15 protein-coding genes and 1 tRNA gene are annotated in these 20,638 nt (G+C 35.5%); 2 read left to right on the top strand and 14 right to left on the bottom strand.

The window, feature by feature from the left end; translation table 11 throughout:
- The 12 genes from SGJ10_07480 to SGJ10_07425 all read right to left on the bottom strand — a co-directional run.
- Nucleotides 1-1,827, bottom strand: a 1,827-nt coding sequence (locus SGJ10_07480; GenBank protein ID MDZ4757962.1) for a PKD domain-containing protein, incomplete at its 3' end; no start/stop codon positions are given.
- A gap of 28 nt (nucleotides 1,828-1,855) precedes the next feature.
- Nucleotides 1,856-4,168: a T9SS type A sorting domain-containing protein gene (locus SGJ10_07475; protein MDZ4757961.1), complete on the bottom strand. Its 2,313-nt coding sequence runs from the start codon at nucleotides 4,166-4,168 to the stop codon at nucleotides 1,856-1,858.
- 728 nt (nucleotides 4,169-4,896) lie between these two features.
- Nucleotides 4,897-5,646 (bottom strand): sulfite exporter TauE/SafE family protein, encoded by a 750-nt coding sequence (locus SGJ10_07470; GenBank protein MDZ4757960.1) that lies wholly within the window; start codon nucleotides 5,644-5,646, stop codon nucleotides 4,897-4,899.
- An 8-nt stretch (nucleotides 5,647-5,654) separates the two neighbouring features.
- A complete protein-coding gene (locus SGJ10_07465; protein ID MDZ4757959.1) occupies nucleotides 5,655-6,089 on the bottom strand; it encodes a FixH family protein in 435 nt (144 codons plus the stop codon).
- A 109-nt stretch (nucleotides 6,090-6,198) separates the two neighbouring features.
- Entirely contained in the window at nucleotides 6,199-7,614 is a 1,416-nt protein-coding gene (gene ccoG / locus SGJ10_07460) for a cytochrome c oxidase accessory protein CcoG (protein MDZ4757958.1), read from the bottom strand.
- A gap of 68 nt (nucleotides 7,615-7,682) precedes the next feature.
- Entirely contained in the window at nucleotides 7,683-8,846 is a 1,164-nt protein-coding gene (locus tag SGJ10_07455) for a cbb3-type cytochrome c oxidase N-terminal domain-containing protein (GenBank protein ID MDZ4757957.1), read from the bottom strand.
- A 208-nt stretch (nucleotides 8,847-9,054) separates the two neighbouring features.
- The gene (ccoN, locus tag SGJ10_07450; GenBank protein MDZ4757956.1) at nucleotides 9,055-11,190 is read right to left on the bottom strand and encodes a cytochrome-c oxidase, cbb3-type subunit I; all 2,136 of its coding nucleotides are present in this window, start codon (nucleotides 11,188-11,190) and stop codon (nucleotides 9,055-9,057) included.
- 39 nt (nucleotides 11,191-11,229) lie between these two features.
- Nucleotides 11,230-11,409, bottom strand: coding sequence for a cbb3-type cytochrome oxidase assembly protein CcoS (gene ccoS / locus SGJ10_07445; GenBank protein ID MDZ4757955.1), 180 nt, complete (start codon nucleotides 11,407-11,409; stop codon nucleotides 11,230-11,232).
- A gap of 137 nt (nucleotides 11,410-11,546) precedes the next feature.
- A complete protein-coding gene (locus SGJ10_07440; GenBank protein ID MDZ4757954.1) occupies nucleotides 11,547-13,988 on the bottom strand; it encodes a heavy metal translocating P-type ATPase metal-binding domain-containing protein in 2,442 nt (813 codons plus the stop codon).
- Nucleotides 13,989-14,311: 323 nt separating this feature from the next.
- The gene (locus tag SGJ10_07435) at nucleotides 14,312-15,184 is read right to left on the bottom strand and encodes a diacylglycerol kinase family lipid kinase (protein ID MDZ4757953.1); all 873 of its coding nucleotides are present in this window, start codon (nucleotides 15,182-15,184) and stop codon (nucleotides 14,312-14,314) included.
- 1 nt (nucleotide 15,185) lies between these two features.
- On the bottom strand, nucleotides 15,186-15,836 hold the full coding sequence (locus tag SGJ10_07430) for a phosphatase PAP2 family protein (protein ID MDZ4757952.1): 651 nt from the start codon (nucleotides 15,834-15,836) through the stop codon (nucleotides 15,186-15,188).
- A gap of 54 nt (nucleotides 15,837-15,890) precedes the next feature.
- Nucleotides 15,891-15,975, bottom strand: a tRNA-Ser gene (locus tag SGJ10_07425).
- A gap of 201 nt (nucleotides 15,976-16,176) precedes the next feature.
- Here SGJ10_07425 and purE point away from each other — a divergent pair.
- The gene (purE, locus tag SGJ10_07420; GenBank protein ID MDZ4757951.1) at nucleotides 16,177-16,689 is read left to right on the top strand and encodes a 5-(carboxyamino)imidazole ribonucleotide mutase; all 513 of its coding nucleotides are present in this window, start codon (nucleotides 16,177-16,179) and stop codon (nucleotides 16,687-16,689) included.
- A gap of 120 nt (nucleotides 16,690-16,809) precedes the next feature.
- Nucleotides 16,810-19,029 (top strand): transglycosylase domain-containing protein, encoded by a 2,220-nt coding sequence (locus tag SGJ10_07415; protein ID MDZ4757950.1) that lies wholly within the window; start codon nucleotides 16,810-16,812, stop codon nucleotides 19,027-19,029.
- A 53-nt stretch (nucleotides 19,030-19,082) separates the two neighbouring features.
- Here SGJ10_07415 and SGJ10_07410 read toward each other — a convergent pair whose 3' ends face one another.
- Nucleotides 19,083-19,718 (bottom strand): flavin reductase, encoded by a 636-nt coding sequence (locus SGJ10_07410; GenBank protein ID MDZ4757949.1) that lies wholly within the window; start codon nucleotides 19,716-19,718, stop codon nucleotides 19,083-19,085.
- Between the two features lie 9 nt (nucleotides 19,719-19,727).
- Complete coding sequence (locus SGJ10_07405) at nucleotides 19,728-20,429, bottom strand: SDR family oxidoreductase (protein MDZ4757948.1); 702 nt, start codon at nucleotides 20,427-20,429, stop codon at nucleotides 19,728-19,730.
- Nucleotides 20,430-20,638: the final 209 nt, after the last annotated feature.

The raw sequence follows: 20,638 nt of genomic DNA, 5'->3' as shown, positions 1-20,638 counted from the left end.
CACCGTATCATATTCTTTTATGTTAGTCCCGATAGCTATCGGGAACTCGATGGTCCATTTACGTTGTTGGATGATGCTATCCATACCACTGCTATCTGTAAGTGTAATGGTGCTATTGCCACAGCTTTGGAGGTAATTGGGGGTGAAATTCAATATGAGTTTCGGGTGTATATTAACTATATGTTTTAATAACGCCACACTATCATAACAATTTTGATTTTTTGCAGCAGCATAATATATATAAGTTCCATTGGTATCTAATACTTGTTTGTATATAAATGTATTCACCGTATCTGTATTGTTTACATATAATATAGTATCTTTATTGCCCAAGTGTAAAGAGATAGTATCGCTATATTTATAATTTAATTTTGTTTCTATATTATATTTCCCACATGTATAATAAGTAGTATCTGTTAATGATATATTAGGTTTGAATTTAATAGAAACACTATCTCCCACCCATTGTATGTAACCGCAATTGCCTAGCTCACAACCAAGTTTTACATAATAGCTACCTGCTTTTCTGTACTGGTGTACCACACTTTTACCCACTGCACTATCTCCATCGCCAAAATACCAGTTATAACTTTTAAAGCCACTATCTGCATCTGCGGAAAAGGTTACGGTATCATACCCACAACCGTTTGCACCACTTATTACAAAATGGTTGTTAATACGTTTAATAGGAAAGTCCATACAAGGCATATTTATGCCATTCCATGCAGGATATATGTCTATATAATTATGCTGTATTTTGCAATTAGTACCGATTATATCAGGATAATGTATTACATTAATTTTGCTAATATTTTGGACGTAATATAATTTATTGTCTGGACCCAGTTTAATCCCTGCTAAACTTGCGGATCCGGGCCCAACGCTCAGTGTGTCTATATATTTAATAGTCTTAGTTGGGTTGCTTGCAAAACGTTGAAGCTGGCATATAAATATCTTGTCTTTGCTTGATGCCTTGCCTGATGTATTGTCCACATAACCATAATATACAATAGAATCATTGGCAGAAAGTTCAGGATACAAAACCCAATCAAACCTATTTTGTAGCCATACTCGTTTTATCAAGTCTGTGGGCTTAGATAACTTACCTGTTTTGCGGTCGAACTTATAAGATTGTAGTAACCCATAATTACTATTCACTACTGTGTTTGGTACCAAGATATTTAATCCATCCCTTGTGGCTCTTAATCGAAGAGTAAAATCAAGTCCTTTTACCACACCATTGCTGGGCACAGCCTTGCTTGTAATGCTGTCTTTAGTAACCAAAAAACTTTTAAAAATATCATAACCCGGTCTCACCACTATCCAATAATCTGTATCATTTATATGTTTAATATATAGCCCCGTTAATTGACCCCAATTATAACTACCTGTATCTTCAAGTACTTTAGGTTGAAAAGCTACATCACCTCGCCCGCTATCAAGTCGCATATCTACCAATGTATAGTAATACCCGTAACTAGGCATTATTAAAAGATAGAATGCTGAATCGTCTCCAGGCTTTGGTATGGCCATTGAAAATGTCGCACTTCCATACTTATTTAGTCCCAACATGCCATTTGGCATTGGTGCATGGTATCTATTCCATACAGTAATACCAGCACTATAAAACCATAAGTTTCCTGCACAGTCAGAAACTGTAACTGGATTCACGGTTATATTTTTATTTGATGTTGTTTGTCCAATATTAGTATCACTTATAGCTGATAAAAAAGGACTTGGAGGGGTTGTGTTGAAATTGACTCCACCATGTCTACCTATACACCAGTTGTTACCCATTTGGGCAACAACAGAATTTGATGAATACAATAATGTTAACAGAAGCGATATAAATATTTTATTCTTCAATGAAAACATTTTTTTCTTTATATAATAATTCACCTTCACGACCTCTTAAAATAATGCTGTATATCCCCTTGGGAATATTGCCAATTTGCATTAACTTACCTTTAGTAATATCAAGCAGATTGACTTCCCTTATCATTTTTCCAGTCATATCGTATATATAAACCATGACCAAGTTTTCATTATTTCCTGCTATTATAATATGATTTGTTGCGGGGTTTGGAAAAATGCTGTAGTTGTTATATATTATTGAGTCTTTCTGAGTATAAAAGTTTGAAAATACGGGTCTCAAGCTCCCACAGTTAACCACAATATTAGGTTTTGGTTGTGCATCATAATTACTTGCATAATTTCCATTATTGATAGCTGTATTATTTAATGTAATTGAAGAATTAAGAGGAAGGTTTTTATTTGGTTGAAGAGCTGCAGTATAATAAAATATCTTAGGTAAAGTATATCCATTTGCATTGCTATTTTGCCATGCAATATCAAACCTACTAGTGCTAAATATATTTCCCCAATCATCACCATTGCCAGTTGAGTATTCCTGGTCCATCAAATTGCCGCTACCTACAATTCCATCATAGGTGTAAAATTCGTTGCACCGCATTCTCAGTTTAATTTGGTTGGTAGAAGTATTACAACTCACATTACCAATTGGGCTACATTGCGGGCTTATTAGTGTTCCGCAATCGCAGTTTTCGAATATGTTTCGGGTAAGATAAGAGGGGAGGCTCACACTACTAGGTTGGTAATATTCAACACCATTGTAGCAATGTTTTACTGTATTTAACCTAAGTAAAGCATTTTCGGTTTGTTCGCAATATAAACCTGATACATATAAATTCGTATTAGATGCTTGAACACCAATATTTGTATTTAGAATTTCGAGAGCACTACCATTTTTTGCATAAATGCCATTTTGTAAAATTCCACCTGCAAGAGATTTAAAGTCACTGGTGCCAATTCTAACTTTTGTAAATCCAGTTAACTTAATTCCTCTTTCGTATGACCCGTTAAAAGTGGTGTTCATCACATCTAATCCATAAATATTGATGTTTGGTGAATTTACTGTTAAGCCTTCAATGGCATTTGTAGTGAATGTGTTTTGTCTGTCTAACTCGTTAAAATCACAACTCGTAAATATTGCTCCGTAACAATTATCGATATATACATTTTTACTTACCGATGAATTTTGTATGGTGGGCAACGAAAAATTACAATTGTTAGAAGTGTTTTTTAGATAGGTAAATTTTGTATTGGCTATGGTTGCCAATTGTTTGTCTACTGTATAGTTCATCAAAGCCAAATGCATAGTATTGTTCTCAAATATACTACTGTTTTTTACATCTAAAATACCACCATTATATGCGTATGCTCCAATTTCTGCATCACTAATCATGCTGCCATCCACAATTAATTTACCATGTTTATTTGCCGCATTGTTAGAAGCAATTTCGCCTTGTACTGTAATACCTTTCCATGCCCCACAACTGGCAAGTTTCATATTTAATAGGTTTAATACGCCCCCACTTTTATTCGGAATAGTTGTTCCCTTCTTAATGATAATATCACTACATGCAGCCAATATCATATTGCCGTTTTGTATATTCACGGTAACTCCGGGGTCTATCGTCACCGTTCCTATTACGTAAAAATTTCCTGTAACAGTTGCATTAGCTGTAAAAGTTTTATTTGTGTAAGTGGTGGGTAGAGTCCACGGTAGGTTGTTGCAATCAAAAGTAATTGAAGAAGATGTTCTAAGTCCACAATCACTGTATGCTTTAAGATAGTATATGCCTGGCAATGTAACCAGATAGGAAGTATTATTTGCACCACTTATTGCAAGATCATTTCGATACCATTGAAAATTATGATAATTTGGATATCGCCCATTGATACCTCCTTTCTGTGCGAATGCTGTAACATCCATTTCTAAGGTAGTACCACTAGGAGTTTTGGTCCCCAGTAAAATTTCAAGTTTATAGGGTATTCGTATGATGATATCTCCCGATGGATATTGGGTTGTGCAGGTTATCGCAGAAAATGGATAAACCCTATAAAATATTTTATATTCAAATCCACCTTGAACTACATATGATAATAAATTACTATTTGTTTGAATAAGAAGAGCGGCATTATTTGATGAGCATGCAGGCAAATGCGAAGCATTCCCGCAATGAGTTTCGTTCATATACCAGTCAACCTCCTGTCCAATCATATTTGGGGCTTCAAATACAATTTTGTCATCAATACAGCTTGTTGCATAAGGTGTAGGGAAAATATTATTATATTGTACTTTCATAATGTCTAAAGATAATGAATCTGACGTAGCCACTAAGTCAACCCCACGTACAACTCGTAATAGTATTTAAAATTGTTACGGGAATTAAGAGCTGGAATGTAACTTGTGTTTATTATTTTACTCTGCGTAGAATTATTATCAATTATGAATTGGGTTGAACCACCACTTTGCTGCAAGGTAACATAATTAGTATGGGATAAACTATATTTTTGATACCATTTGACAGTATTATATGTAAAAGTAGTTGCTACAACACATGGTATTAATACCTCAAGTGTACATATTTGTTCGGGACATATTTCATAAGGGTCAGGACTGTTTGAATTCGCACTTAGATTGTTTATTAGGTAACATTGCCCATTTACTTTCCCAAAGGGTGAAAAAGTTAACAGTAACACAATAAATAAAGTTGAAAATCTACCAAGTCTAGAATAAGACTGGGAGTAAAGGTTTAATTCGCTGTGGCGAATAGAATTTGAAATGTGGGGGGGGGGGTAACATGTTGTTTTTCATTTAGTTAAGTTTTTAAAGTTTTAATGAATTGGATTTACTAAGGCAAATGTAAACTGATAAGACGAGCTAAACAAATAAAAAGTTTATCGTAAGATTTTCAGGAAAGTTTCACAGTGCCTTTTGGAAGTTTAGGACTTTACAAAAGGTGAATACAACGGTATATATATTATTGCCCTTTTAGTTGCGAAGTGTTGGAGGATTTATAAAAGCATCTTTTATTTACCTTTACAATAAATATCCTCGCCCTTATCATGGCATTGTTCTATTGTATTCGTTTGGCTATTTACTTTCGGACTTAAATAGGGAATTCCAAATCCCAAACCACGAATAATTAATAATCCTGCCATGCAAACCATGATATAGGGATATACATTTTTTATCCTTTGTCTTAATTTCCTGCCGCGGCGGGCTATATAATTTCCAAAAAATGCGATGCTCCACATAGCAGGTAACGTACCCATTCCGAAGGCTGACATAAATATGATGCTATGCATTACATTGCCGGTGGATACAGCTCCTGCGGCGGCTATATATACCAGTCCGCAGGGGAGGAGCCCATTCAATAAACCAATGGCAAAAAGACTGCTTAAGTTTTGGTTTTTATACAGTTTGGCCAAAGCACTTCGTAGATGAGAGAAAAATTTTGTGACTTGAGTTGGGTATGATATATAATTACGCATTCGTTTGCCAAAAAGCATATATATAATAATTGCCGTTCCCAAACTGATAGATAGCCATTGTTGAAATCCAAAGAAAGAAAATGTTTTACCGATCAAACCAAATATAAATCCGAAGAAGGAATAGGTAACCACACGGCCGATATTATATAATAGTGCTCCCCAAATTTTCGCATTGGTATTTTGGTTGTTGAGGGGAAGTGATAGAGCCAAGGGGCCACACATACCCACACAGTGAAAGCTGCCAACGATGCCAATTCCATATGCTGCGAGTATTAATTCTAACATTTGTTAGTTTATTGTATAAATATTTTCTTCTCGAAATAATAATTCTCACCACCGCATGACCAATTTATTTGAATGGAATATGCACCTTTCGTATTAGGAGCTAATGTTTGTTCTAGTTCCGCATTGGTTGTCGTAAAATTCTTATGTATATCTTTTTCTTTGTCGGCAGGGAAATATATAAGTAGTTTTCCGTTGATGTTTTTGCCATTAAATTCTGAAGGGAATTTGATGAATACTTTATCGTTTTCTGTTTTGCAAATCACTTCGGCACTTAATTTATTGGAACGCTTAATATCTTCAATTCGGTCTTGGTACTTGAGTTCTTGGGCATAATAGTCGTCAGTAACCAAATCAATTTTTTCGTTTACCGATCTAAAGACCAGAAACAAAATGCCAGCAACAAATACGGCATATACTATGATAATTTTATAACCCCAATTCATACTATTTTATCCGCTGCGGCGGATTACATTTTTAATTTTTTATTTTACAGTTTACAGTTTGTAGTTTTTGTTTGCGTAGTACTGTTAACTGTCCATTGTGCACTGCCAACTAATTATATATTTCAGGTCCAAGAAAATTGCATTCCAAGGTTTTTATTTTTTTAAGTGTTTTGGTATCGAGTATGCTTATAATTAATTTAGTTTTCCAACTTTTCAAATCCCCTCTTTTTAGTTTTACAAAAAACTCCAAGTGTGTATAATCTGCTTTTTTAATTGTTGAAACACTGCTACCCACCAAGGACACCTCGCCATCCATGTTTTCCAATTTTAAGAATATATTTATTTCTTTATGTGTTTTATTGAGTAATTTTAAATTATATAAATTAGAAATTCTGCCATCGGGAAGAGTTTGATAAGTCATGCCAGAAACACGCATCAACGTAGCTCCAATATCTTCTCTACTTGCCACTAGAAATACTAACAGAGAAATTAGTAAAGTAAGAACTACAGTATATGCTTTGATACGTGTTGTGAATTTTAATTGAACGCCATTTGATATGCTATTTTCGGATGCATAACGAACCAATCCTTTGGGCTTGTGTATACTTTCCATTATATCGTCACACGCATCTATGCAGGCTGTACAATTCACACATTCAAGTTGTGTACCATTGCGTATATCAATACCCGTGGGGCATACACGCACACAAGCAGCACAATCAATACAATCGCTATATGCGGTGGGGTCTTCTTTTTTTATTTTCCCTCTAGGCTCACCACGTTTATAATCATATGCAACTACGATGGAATTTTTGTCGAGCAAAACACCCTGCAATCTTCCATAGGGACAAACTACGATGCAGGCTTGCTCTCTGAACCACCAATACACGAAAAAAAACACCCACGAGAAGAAAAATAAAGCTGTGATGCTGCCTAGATTCTCAGCAGGGTACAGGACATAGTGTTCTATATTTTTCATACCAATAAGATATGATAAAAAGAAAGTGCAAATGATGAAAGATATGATAAAAAAAGCGACGAATTTAAAAGCTCTTTTGGCGATTTTTTTGCCTTTCCAAGGCATAGACCTTAATTGTTTTTGTTGGGTGGAATCACCATCAATCCAATATTCTATTTTGCGAAATACCATTTCCATAAATATAGTTTGCGGACAAGCCCAGCCACAAAAGATTCGACCAAAAACAACGGTGAACAAAACGATAAATACCACGAAGGTGACCATTCCTAGGCCAAATATAAAAAAATCTTGTGGCCAAAAAATAGCACCGAAAAGAATAAATTTCCTTTCCAATATATTTATCATCAACAATGGTTCATCGTTTACATAAATAAAAGGAAGTGTAAAAAAAACAATGAGATAAAATATACTGAATATAGTTCTTTTAGTATATAATTTCCCGTGCGGTTTTTTGGGATTTATATAATTTCTTCGACCCTCCTTCGATATAGTAGCGACGGAATCTCTGAAAGACTCATCATGTTCTATATTGTTGTCGCTAGTCATTATTTTTAGTGTTTATAAAATACAAAATCGGCAAGCATTAAACATCGTTAACACCTGCCGATTAGGACTTATTTTAACTTTACTGTTGAATTGTTTTTTGTTGAATCTGTTGTTGAAGCTGTATTTTCACCTTCAGTATATAGATCACCTTGGGGAGCCTTGCCATTAGCGGGTTTTGTTCCTTTTAGTGTTTTGATATAGCTAGCCAGATAACTCATTTCTTTGGGATTGTATTTGATGCTCCAAGCTTGCATACCTTTATCGGGGAATCCATTTTTGATTGATAAATATATATCATTCAATGAACCTTTGTGAATCCAGTAATCATCGGTGAGGTTTGGACCAGCACCACCTTCGCCTAATTTTCCGTGGCAAGCAAAACACGCGGTTGTAAATATTTCTTTTCCTTTTTCCAGTCCAGAAACATCAGCCATGGGTACATTGGTTTCATCTATCTTGTCTTTATTTTTTGATTCAAATATTTCTTGATCAGCTTTTGCTTTTTCAATCTCAGTTTCATATTCTTCTAACGGGTTTTTTCCGTCTCCGCCACCATGATAATTATACATATAAACAAAAGCAACAACGATGGTTATATAAAAACCATATTTCCACCAAGGTGGTAGAGCATTATCTAACTCTTTAATTCCATCATAGTCGTGGTCTAGGAGAAAATCAGCTTCGTGCTCAACAGGTATAGCTTTGGTAAATATTTTTTTATCTAAATTGTGCCACCATTTGGGCAATGAACCTATTTTTTGGACTTCGGGAGCTTTTTGTTTATATATTTTTGACAGGTTCTTTAGTGTTACAAAAAGCAATAATATCACTATCATAAACAATACGATTAATCCCATAAACCAGTATTGGATAAAGGTTGTAAACACTCCTGAACTGCTTTGAGTTTCGGCAACTTCTACAGCGGCGTCTTGGGCAAAAGTGTTTTGGGAAAGTAAACCAAACCCTATGATAAGAAGTATAGTTTTTATTTGTGCATTGCGGTGTATTAATTCCTTTTTACTATTTGTTACCATAGTAATTGTGATTAGAACGCCCACTATTACTACTATAGCAATACCTAGTAACATGGCTGTGGAAGATAGGAACACGTTAAAAATATTTTCATTTGTTATATTGTTTTTACTTATTTCTTGAGCATGCATGATGGTTGATGAAAATAATAATGTAAACATTGGAGCGAATATTTTACTAATAACTTGAATCAATTTCATAGAATGATGTATTAATTTTTTGACTGATCAGGAGCTTCATTATCTAGCGGTAAACTTGAAATCTCGGCAACCCTTTGCTTATCCATTTTGAAAACATATACTAATAGCACTATGAAAAATATGAGGAAAATTGACAAAGAAATTATTGGATAAATATCTATGCCTGATATTGATTCTGCGTATTGTTTGATAAATTTGAACATGATAATTATTTATTAGTATTAATAGTTTTAGAAGCCGAAATATCTTTCCCTAATCTTTGTATATAAGCTATCAGTGCAATCACTTCTTTGTTTGGTGCAACTTGTATACTATCAGATTTTAAACTTTGAACTATTTCATTTGCTTGTTTATTCAAATCACCCAAAGCTTCATTTTCATATCCTGGGGGATAAGGTACACCTAAGGTTTGCATAGCTCTAATCTTATTACTTAAGGTAGATACATCCAATTGTTGTTCGAGTAGGAAGGGATATGCTGGCATCACACTGCCAGGGCTTATTGACGATGGTTCTCTGAAATGTCGAAAATGCCATCCATTTGTTTTTTTCAAATTGCCTGTGCCTTCTCGTGCAAGGTCTGGCCCCGTGCGTTTACTGCCCCATTGGAACGGATGGTCATATACAAATTCACCAGCTTTTGAATATTCACCATACCGTTCAGTTTCACTTCGGAAAGGGCGAATCATTTGTGAGTGACAAGTATAACATCCTTCACGAACATATAAATCACGTCCTTCCAGTTCGAGTGGTGTATATGGTTTCACACTTGATATGGTAGGTATATTAGATTTGATCATAAATGTTGGAATCATTTCAATAGCACCTCCGATTAAAATCACAATCAAACTAAATATCATAAGTTTCACAGGGCGTCGCTCAATGGCTCTGTGCCAATGTTCGCCCGCATGTTTCACATAATTTTTTTCTAACGCAGGAGCTTCTGCATCTTCATTTGCTAGTAGTTTACCAGCTTTCACCGTTTTATATATATTATATACCATTAGTATCACACCTATAATAAATAGTAATCCACCTACGGAACGCATCGCATAAAATGGACGCATATTAATTGTAGTTTCGAGGAATGAATATTTTAACTGCCCTGCATCGGTGAATTGTTTCCACATGCTACTTTGCATAAAACCTGCCCAGTACATAGGAATTGCATAGAATATAATACCCAAGGTTCCTAACCAAAAATGTTGGCTTGCCATTCTTTTTGAATATAATTCTGTTCTAAAAATTCTAGGTATTAACCAATATATAATACCAAAAGTAAGCATACCATTCCAACCCAAAGCCCCCACGTGAACGTGAGCGACAATCCAATCCGTAAAATGGGCTACGGCATTTACATTTTTTAATGATAGCATAGGCCCTTCAAAAGTGGCCATACCATAGCATGTTACAGCAACAACAAAGAATTTGAGAATTACGTCATCCCTTACCCTGTCCCATGCTCCCCGAAGAGTTAATAGTCCATTTATCATACCTCCCCAACTTGGGAAAATAAGCATAAATGAAAATACAATTCCAATTGATTGCACCCAATTTGGTAACGCTGTATATAATAAATGGTGAGGACCAGCCCATATATATAAGAATATTAAAGCCCAAAAATGTATAATAGAAAGTTTATAAGAGAATACAGGGCGATTGGCTGCTTTGGGCATATAATAGTACATTAAACCCAAGTAAGGAGTTGTTAAAAAGAATGCAACGGCATTATGGCCGTACCACCACTGCACCAAGGCATCTTGAACACCGGCATACCAACTATAACTTTTGAAAATACTGATAGGAAGTTCAAAAGAATTTACAATATGCAATACAGCTACTGTAATAAAAGTAGCAATATAAAACCAGATTGCCACATATAAATGTTTTTCTCTGCGTTTTAATATTGTAGCAAACATATTCCAACCAAATACGACCCATATTAATGCAATGGCAATATCTATTGGCCATTCTAGTTCAGCATATTCTTTTCCTGAGGTCATTCCCATTGGTAAAGAGATTGCCGCAGCTACTATAATAAGTTGCCAGCCCCAAAAATGTATTTTACTTAATACATCACTATACATTCGGGCTTTACATAATCGTTGCAGAGAATAATATACTCCCATAAAAATACCATTGCCCACAAATGCAAAAATTACCGCATTGGTATGCAGTGGTCTTAGTCGGCCAAATGATCCATATTGGGTAATGTTCAAGCTCGGGAAAACTAATTGCAGCGAGACCCAAAGCCCGGCCAACATACCTACTACGCCCCATATGATAGTGGCATAGATAAAGTTTTTTACAATCTGATTGTCGTATTGAAATTTCTCTATCTGCATATATGTATTATTTGAAATATGATATAATAGTTGTGATATTTATTCTGAAATAGTCGGTTCTGTTTCAATTTTTGTTGGAGGTATATCATCGAACAATATTCTGACAGAAGGTGTATAATCATCGTCGTATTGCCCTGTTTTTACGCTCCATAAGAATGCAATTAAGAAACTAGCTGCCACCACGATACTGATACCTAATAATATAAAAATTGCACTCATGGTTAATGGTTTCCTTCGGCTATGCTCAGGAGGTTAATGGTTAAATGTTGTGTTATATACTGCCGAACTATACAGCAAAATTATATATAGTCATAAAAAGGTTAAATGACAGCAATCAAATATGAAAGTGATAAGTATCAGTTTATTTTTTGAACGGATAGCTTTCGTGCATGCCAATTGGAGGCTAGGGTAACAAGCAGCACAATGCTAATACTGCTTGCAGGCATCAATATAGCTGCTACCATGGGCGATAGGTTTGCCGAAACGGCAAAAGATAAACCAACAATATTATATAATATGGATAAGACAAAACTTGCCGTCACTATATTTTTTCCCTGTTGGCAATAGCGAAGAAATTGAGCAATTTGAGTAACTTGTTCGCCATCAATTATTGCATCGCAAGCAGGGGTGAACCTCGCAGCATTATCACTTACAGCAATTCCTAAATCGCTTTTTAACAAGGCTCCAGCATCGTTAAGGCCATCGCCCACCATCAATACGTTTTTATGTTCTTGCTGCAATTTTTTTATATAGTTTAATTTATCAACTGGCGACTGGTGAAAATATATAGCAGCATCAGTTCCAAACATTTTTTGCAAATTTTCTTTTTCCGTTTCATTATCGCCCGATAATACATGTAGCGGATATTTGGCTTCTTTTAACGCAGCAATAGCGTGAGTCATACCGTCTCTATAGTAATTATTGATATGATATTTACCTACGATTATGCCATTAAAAGATATATATACTGTTGATCCATTCTCCGATTTTAGATTTTCTGGATAATTATCGCATAAAAAGTAGGGAGCACCAATTTTTACCCGCACACCATTGATTATGCCTTCTAGCCCTTTGCCAGGTTTTTCCTTGAAATGTGTTACAGTAATATTGTTACTTACTTCATTAGTTATATAATTAGATAGAATTTTACTAAGCGGATGTGCAGAGTGCTTTACCAAAGTTTTAATCATGGCGATTTGCCAGCTTGCTAAAGGTTTGCCATCATACTCTACTGTGGCAGCATTGCTCTGTGTAATGGTTCCGGTTTTGTCGAAGATAATGTTGTCAATTTTTGTCATGGTTTCTATTACGTTAGCGTTTTTTAAATATAATTTATTTTTGCCTAAAATTCTCATCATATTGCCATAGGTAAATGTGGCTGATAATAATAGTGAGCAAGGGCAAGCAACTATTAATACAGAGGTTAAAGTGGGTAAAATATTGGCTGGATTGAACCACCACCAATACATAGCAGTAACTATTGCAATACTAAAAAGTATCAAAGTGAAATATCTGCTCCAAGGATGTATAAAAGATTTCCTCGTATTTTTTCTCCACTGCTGCTCATCAAGTTTGTTGTTATTCCACAATTGTGTTATATAGCTTCTCGATACCTCGCTCACCATTTCCATTTCGATAGGGCTGCCCATTTGTTTTCCTCCAGCAAAAAGTAGTTCGCTTTTGTGTTTTGAAACGGGCGTACTTTCACCACTCACAAAGCTATAGTCAATATGAGCTTCTCCCTTGATGAGTACAGCATCGGCGGGTATCATTTCTTCGTTGCGTATAATAATACGATTGCCTTTTATGAGTTGCGTAATCGGGATATTTTTTTCTTTACCATTTTGTATAATAGTAACTCCTAAGGGAAAAAAAGATTTGTAATCGTGGTCGAAAGAAAACGAATCATAGGTTTTATCTTGAAACCAACGACCTACTAACATTAGAAAAACGATTCCTGTTCCGCTATCTAAATATCCTGCTCCGGTATGGGTGATGATTTCATAATAACTGCGAGAAAATGTAACCAAAGTAGCCAATGCAATGGGAGCATCTATATTTAAAAATCCTTGTCTCAATCCCTTATAAGCTGATATAATAAAGACAGGAGCACAATATAATAAAACGGGCAGGGATAGGGCAAAAATCAGCCAAGTAAATGTTTCTTTGAGACCTAATGTTTCTATATTGCCCGAAGAGAGATATTCAGGAAAACTAAGCATCATGATATTGGCAAAACAAAAGCCCGCTATACCAATTTCATATATTCTTTTGCGATTAAATATTCCACTTTTTTGTTTTTGTTCTGAATCGTCACGCAAACTTATAGGTGGTTCGTACCCAACAAAAGCTAATAGTTCCACCAGTTTTCTCAAACTAATCGTTTTGGGATCGTAGCTCACAAATATTTCTTTACGCTGAAAATCTGTTTGCGAGCGTATTACGCCTTTTTCAATTCTATGCAGATTCTCCAATAAAAATATACAAGATGAACAGTGTATTTGTGGTAATTGAAAGACGACATTTACTTGCTTGTCACTCTTGAATTGGATGAGTTTGTTAATGATAGTTTCATCATCTAAATAAGCAAACCTCTCAGAAATAAATTTGCCTTTGATTTTTATTCCGGGGTTTTGCTCGAGGTTATAATAATTGCAAAGATTGTTTTCGTTCAATAATAAAAAAACCTGTTTGCATCCTTCGCAACAAAAATCTTTTTCTTCTAGGTGAATACTGCCATCGCATTGCTCACCACAATGGTAGCAAATGGTGTCAATGGATTCTAAGGTTTCGCTCACTGTGCTGTATTATACAACTGCAAAGGTGAACCCCTTGCCAGTTATACAAAATGAGCAGCATCATTTGCAATACTGATAAAAGTCATGAATGGGAGAAGAGAATTTAGATAATGGAAGTTGGGAGACTGAAGTAGGAAGACCGAAGTAGGAAGACCGGAGTGGGTTCGCCGCGGCGAAGGGAAGACTGAAGTTGGGAGTTAGAAGTTAGAAGTTAGTTCGCCGCGGCGAAGGGAAGACCGAAGTTGGAAGTAGGAAGTTGCAAGAATAAGATATGATAAAAACAGCTTCCGACTCCTAGCTTCGGTCTTCTGATTATAATATTACTACACCAATACCGTCAAGGCATTTTCTATAATAGTATACTTTATTTCATTGCCAGTTATCATACTTTCCCCATCATAATGTATCACACCAGAGTCTGTTCTTTTTATAATGATTTCTCTTGCTTTGAAACTTTCTACTTTGGCACTGTTATATATTTTTTTAGTGAACAATCTCCATGCTAATATGGGTGTTTCATATAACTTAATAGGTTTTAAAACAGTAACATCTAGAACCCCGTCATTCATATCTGCAGATGGTGCTATATAGGCATTGTTGCCATATTGCGAAGCATTGGCAATTGCAATGAGAAAAGCAGTACGCTTATATAATTTGCCATCGATATAAATATCATAGTCTTGTGGCTTGTCAGTGAAAAATTCTTGCATGCTCAACCAAAGATAACTGGCAAATCCACGTCGTTTTGATTTCGCAAATAATTTACTGATATGGGCGTCGAAACCTATACCCGCAGCACAAAAAAAGTACTTGCCATTTGCGGTTCCCGCATCAATAGTTTTGAATTGTGGGTGGTCGATTTTATATAGTGCTTTATTAATATTTAGAGGTATTTTCAAATCTCGTGCAAGCCCATTGCCCGAACCTATAGGTACAATTCCTACCGCAATATCGGTATTCACTAATTGACTTGCAATCGCATTCACTGTGCCATCGCCACCTACGGCTATTATAGCTTTTGGTTTTTCATTTATTGCGATTTGTATTACATTGTGAAATTCTTCTATGCTATCCGTGAGGTATGATTCCACTTCACTGTTTTCAAATATATAATTATTCACCCTGTCAGAAACTTTTTGTCCCTTGCCTCTACCCGATAATGGATTGATAATAAATATAATTTTCTTTTTTGGCATATTAATTTTTACCCCAACGATAACGGTGGGTCCAATAAGAAATCTTGGTAGAGAGTATTCCAATGCCGGCACCTGCTATTACATCGGAAATATAATGTCGGTTATTCATAATTCTTAAAATTCCTACAGAGGTAGCAATTGCATAACTGGCAAATGGCATCCATTTATATTTTTTGCCAAATTCCACACTTAGTATTGCAGCCATGGAGAATGCTTGACTGGTATGACCTGAAGGGAAAGAATTATAAGTACTTCCATCGGGTCTTAAGTTTTTGGTTGTGTATTTTAATATATTTGAAAAACTATTGGAAATAATTTGACTTTTGGCAATAATAAGGGTGCGTTGTAATAAATTATTCTTTGGTTTCATTCCGCAAAATTCTAATCCGAATGTTAACAAAAGAGGTGTAAATTCTAAATAATTATCGACTTTAGTTTTGAAATTGGGGTAATGGATGTTTCTATACTCTTTTACTTTGTTTTTAAATGAATTTGGCTGCGTAGAAGTGAGTAAAGAACCTGTTATGATAAGAGTGCTAGGTATAATAAGCTGCCGTGGTGTAAATTTTAATTTAGGAAAGACGACAGAATCTCTTTGGGCAACTACAAAAAAAGGAAAAAATATATATAATACAATGAAAATTGTTTTCACTTTTGTTTGCTATTAGTTTGAAAGATTTGCGGTGGCGTGCAAACCCAAAATTTGCGGAGAGAGAGGGATTCGAACCCTCGATACCTTGCGGTATACACGCTTTCCAAGCGTGCTCGATCGGCCACTCTGACATCTCTCCGAGATATTTTTTATTTTACTCCGCCGCGGCGGGATCATTTTTTATTTTATTTTTTCATGCTACAAAATTTTTGGATTACTCACCGACATTAATGCAAAAATAAAACTTTAACTATAAAAGAACACTGCAAATATAGGGCACATGGTTAAAATTACCCCAACAGCGATTAACTTTGCGTTTTCAAAATTATAAATATTATTTATGCCAGCACAAATAGCCATCATTATGGGGTCTGATAGCGACCTACCTGTAATGCAAGAGGCCGCTAAAATGTTAGAAACATTTGATATTGAATTTACGCTCACTGTTGTTTCAGCCCACCGCACCCCACGCCGCATGTTCGATTTCGCTGAAAAAGCTGCCGAAGCGGGTTATAAAGTAATTATTGCAGGAGCAGGCGGTTCGGCACATTTGCCTGGCATGGTAGCATCGCTCACTACATTGCCAGTAATTGGAGTGCCCATTCAAACAAAATCTTTGCACGGTGAAGATTCGCTATTGAGTATTGTACAAATGCCACCTGGTGTGCCAGTGGCAACAGTTGCTATCAATGGTTCTAAAAATGCAGGTATATTGGCCGCACAAATTTTGGCATTGTATAAACCCGAGCTTGCAAAAAAAATAGTAGAATATAAAAACCAAATGAAAAATGAAGTGGAACTTAAAGCCAAAAGGTTGGAACTTGTGGGTTGGGAGAAATACCTCGAGGAATAGTTAATAGTTAATAGTTAAAAGTTAAAAGTTAAAAGTGAATAGTGCTGACGCGGACACCCTTCTCCCGAACACATTCGGGACGGCTCAGGGTTACAACTGCAAACTGTCAACTAAAAAAGCATGAACAAAATAAAATCATATATATATAATTCGGCTTACCACCAGCAGATCAAATGGTTTTGGTTGTCGTTTCTTATTGGTCTTTTATTATTTGCATTGCTCATATTTTTTGTGGCGATGGGCTGGGCGGGTAATTTACCCAAAGTAGAAGAACTAGAAAATCCGAAATCAAGCTTGGCCACTGAAGTTATAAGTGAGGACGATGTGGTAATTGGGAAGTATTATATAGAAAACAGATCGAATGAAACTTATAAAACTATTGGCCCAAACTTAATCAATGCACTTATTGCAACGGAGGATATACGATTTAATAAACATTCGGGTATTGATTTTCAGGGATTGGGAACTGGCTTTGTAGCCAATATGATTGGTAAAAAACGTGGTGCTTCTACCATTACCCAACAGCTTGCAAAAAATCTTTTCAAACGCGATGATTTTAGTAATGTATTTAAGAAAACTTTAACCAAGTTGAAAGAATGGGTTTTGGCTATACAATTAGAAAAAAGATACACAAAAGAAGAAATCGTTACGATGTATTTTAATACAGTGCAGTTTTCGGGGAATGCTTTTGGAATAAGGAGTGCAGCCAAAGTATTTTTCAATAAAAAACCTATTGAAATGCAAGTGCAGGAAGCCGCAACATTGGTAGGCATTTTGAAAGCTATTGGCAGATTTAATCCCGTAAAAAATCCTGAGAATTCAATCAACCGCCGCAACACCGTGATGGGGCAAATGGAGAAATATGATTTTATAAAAAAGGAAGAATTTGAAAAGTTAAGGTTATTACCTTTGGGTGTCGAGTTTTCGCAGGATGATCATACTGATGGATTGGCAACACATTTTCGTGAAAATTTACGGCTAGAAATAAACGAGTGGGCAGAGAATAATGGATTGGATATATATAAAGATGGACTGAAAGTATATACGACCATCAATAGTAAAATGCAGCGATATGCAGAAGAAGCAATGATTGAACATTTGAAAGTATTGCAAAAAACTTTTTATAGAGAATGGCGTGGGCGTAGACCTCCCGATCTAGATAAACTATGTAAAGAAAATATGGTACGCACTGATCGTTATAAAAGATTAAAGCATTCAAATGCAAATGATAAAGACATCAACCGCGAATTTGAAACCAAAGTAAAAACTAAGTTATGGACCTATAGCGGTATGCGTGACACCATGATTTCTCCTTATGATTCGATAGCATATTATAAGATGATTTTACAAAGTGGTTTTATGGCCATGGATCCACATAATGGTCAGATAAAAGCTTGGGTGGGCGGACAAAACTATAACTATTTTAAATACGACCATGTCAATAAAAAATCTACCCGCCAAGTGGGTTCTACTTTTAAACCCTTTGTATATTCATTGGCAGTTGATAATGGTTTTTCACCGTGTACCAAAATTCCAAACCAGCCTGTTGTATTTGAAGAGTTTGAAAATTGGTCACCTAAAAATAGCGATGGAACCAGCAGCGGAAGAGACCTCACTATGTATCAAGGTTTGTCGGGTTCCGTTAATAATATAGTAGCTTATTTATTAAAACAAATGGGGCCAAATGGTCCACAAAGTGTCATTGATTTGGCTCGGAAAATGGGTATTAGGGGCAAGCTAGAACCTTATCCTTCTATCTGTTTGGGCGTATTCGATTTGAGTGTATATGAAATGGTTGGGGCCTTTAGCACCTTTGCCAACAAAGGCTTGTGGGTGAAGCCACAATATATAAGTAAAATAACTGATAAAGCAGGCAACGTATTATATACACCTCAAGTGGAAACACAGGAAGCCATGAGCGAACAGACTGCTTATATTATGTGTAGAATATTGGAAGGTGTTACTTCGCATGGAACAGGTTGGGAAGTAAAAAATAAATATAAAATTAAAGGAGCAACTGGTGGAAAAACAGGTACTACTCAAAATAATACAGATGGTTGGTTTATGGGCATCACGCCCAATTTAGCGGCGGGTTGTTGGACAGGTTGCGAAGACCAGGCCATACATTTTCAGAGCACTGCCAATGGAAGTGGAGCAACGATGTCACTACCTATATGGTCATTATTTTTTCAAAAAGTACAAGCAGATGAAACTTTAAAAATCGAATTTCCTGATATGTTTGAACCTCCTAAAAAGAAGTTAACTTTGGAGATTGATTGTGCCAAATTTACTGAAGAAGATGGGGGCGGAGGTATTGATTTTAATGGAGGTGGGGAGTAGTTTTTTTTCGTTTTTAATATTTGGATTTATACCTGAGAGCCCGCTAGACCCTACTAATTTATTGTTTGTGGTTCTATATCAGGTTTAGCATATTCATAGCGTTCAATTAACTCAGCAGTATAATAAGCATCAACACCATTGCTGCAAATAGAATTTGCTTTATCAAGATGAAGAAATCCATCTTCAGCTATAATGTCTTTTTCAATTTGTATAGAAATTACTTTTCCAATTACCAGAAAAGTATCATTCAATTTTATCGGAATTATTTCCTGTAATGATAATGCATATTTTATGCTGCTCTCTTTCACAAATGGAGCTATAATATTTTTTTTGAATTCAGAAGTTAATCCCACCTTCTCAAATTCACTAATACCAGCTTCGTATTTTGCACTTGTTTGATGTGCCTTTTGTATAATAAGTGGATTAATATGATTGATGGTATAAATTCCTGTTGCCTTAATATTAGCTATGGTGTGCGGTGCAGCTTTTACGGGTCTGTTTATATATCCAATCAAAGCTGGATTGGAGCCCACATGCACAATACTGCTAAATATCGCTAAGTTAGTTTGCCCTTGTTCGTTCACAGTTCCTATAAGATTAACCGATTTTAATCCTGTAAGACTATTAATAAAATTTGCTCGGTAAAAACGTTCCCATGATGCTATATCTGAAATGCTATATGATGCCATTATATATTATTATGATACTTTTAAAGTTGAAATCCCGCCATCGACATGCATAATTTGCCCAGTTATCCAGCTTGCTTTTTCAGAAAGTAAAAACTCAGCCATATTAGCGATATCATCAATGGTTCCAATTCTTTTTAGTGGATGTCGTTGTGCATTTGCTTCCTTTTTTTGTTCGCTATTTACAAACGTCGCAGCAAGTGGCGTATCGGTGAGGGATGGAGCTATACAATTCACCCTTATTTTAGGTGCATATTCAGCTGCCAATGCTTTGGTGAGCCCTTCAATCGCTCCTTTTGATGCAGCTATTTGTGAATGAAAGGGCAATCCTATTTGCACGGCAACGCTCGAAAATAATATAATAGCGGCATTGGCACTGTTTTTTAATTTTGAGATAGCAGCTTGTATTATTTTTATTGCTCCAACCACTTGTAAATTATAATCATTTATAAAATCAGCAGGTTTAATTCTTTCAAACGGACGAAGATTAATACTACCCGGACAATATATAATTCCAGCTAAAGTTTCGGGTAAAAAATCAAGTGAAAAGTTTTCATCCAAAACATTTAATTTATGGTATTTAATACCTGCATGTGCAGCATGTATTTCATTTTTATTAAAAGTTCCAATTACCTGATGGTCGTTATCAGCCAATCGCAGAGAAAGTGCTTTACCTATTCCTGAGGAAGTACCAATAATTAAATAGTTCGCCATTTATTATATAATTCATTTTGTTTGCTATTAATAACAATGAAACTGCTGAATTGTTCCATTCGGGATATTCACCTAAAGTAGGTCTACCCAAATTACCATCGACATTCGGTATCAAAATCAATTTATCTTTCCATAATCAACATCGAAGATGCTTGGAAAAATCCAATAAGAAATTGGGGAATAATACTTCAACAATTTTTGATTATCTT

This window comes from Bacteroidota bacterium (genome assembly GCA_034439655.1).
In the GTDB taxonomy this organism is placed as follows: Bacteria; Bacteroidota; Bacteroidia; order UKL13-3; family UKL13-3; genus CANJUD01.
Note: the sequence above shows the minus strand (reverse complement) of the source record. Positions and strands in the feature narration are given on the sequence as shown.

Excerpts from the sequence above, each read along its gene's own strand:
- SGJ10_07405 (MDZ4757948.1), bottom strand. The coding sequence starts at position 20,429 with ATGGCGAACTATTTAATTATTGGTACTTCCTCAGGAATAGGTAAAGCA.
- purE (MDZ4757951.1), top strand. The coding sequence starts at position 16,177 with ATGCCAGCACAAATAGCCATCATTATGGGGTCTGATAGCGACCTACCT.
- SGJ10_07470 (MDZ4757960.1), bottom strand. The coding sequence starts at position 5,646 with ATGTTAGAATTAATACTCGCAGCATATGGAATTGGCATCGTTGGCAGC.
- SGJ10_07410 (MDZ4757949.1), bottom strand. The coding sequence starts at position 19,718 with ATGGCATCATATAGCATTTCAGATATAGCATCATGGGAACGTTTTTAC.
- ccoG (MDZ4757958.1), bottom strand. The coding sequence starts at position 7,614 with ATGACTAGCGACAACAATATAGAACATGATGAGTCTTTCAGAGATTCC.
- SGJ10_07415 (MDZ4757950.1), top strand. The coding sequence starts at position 16,810 with ATGAACAAAATAAAATCATATATATATAATTCGGCTTACCACCAGCAG.
- ccoS (MDZ4757955.1), bottom strand. The coding sequence starts at position 11,409 with ATGAGTGCAATTTTTATATTATTAGGTATCAGTATCGTGGTGGCAGCT.
- SGJ10_07435 (MDZ4757953.1), bottom strand. The coding sequence starts at position 15,184 with ATGCCAAAAAAGAAAATTATATTTATTATCAATCCATTATCGGGTAGA.
- SGJ10_07475 (MDZ4757961.1), bottom strand. The coding sequence starts at position 4,168 with ATGAAAGTACAATATAATAATATTTTCCCTACACCTTATGCAACAAGC.
- ccoN (MDZ4757956.1), bottom strand. The coding sequence starts at position 11,190 with ATGCAGATAGAGAAATTTCAATACGACAATCAGATTGTAAAAAACTTT.
- SGJ10_07465 (MDZ4757959.1), bottom strand. The coding sequence starts at position 6,089 with ATGAATTGGGGTTATAAAATTATCATAGTATATGCCGTATTTGTTGCT.
- SGJ10_07455 (MDZ4757957.1), bottom strand. The coding sequence starts at position 8,846 with ATGAAATTGATTCAAGTTATTAGTAAAATATTCGCTCCAATGTTTACA.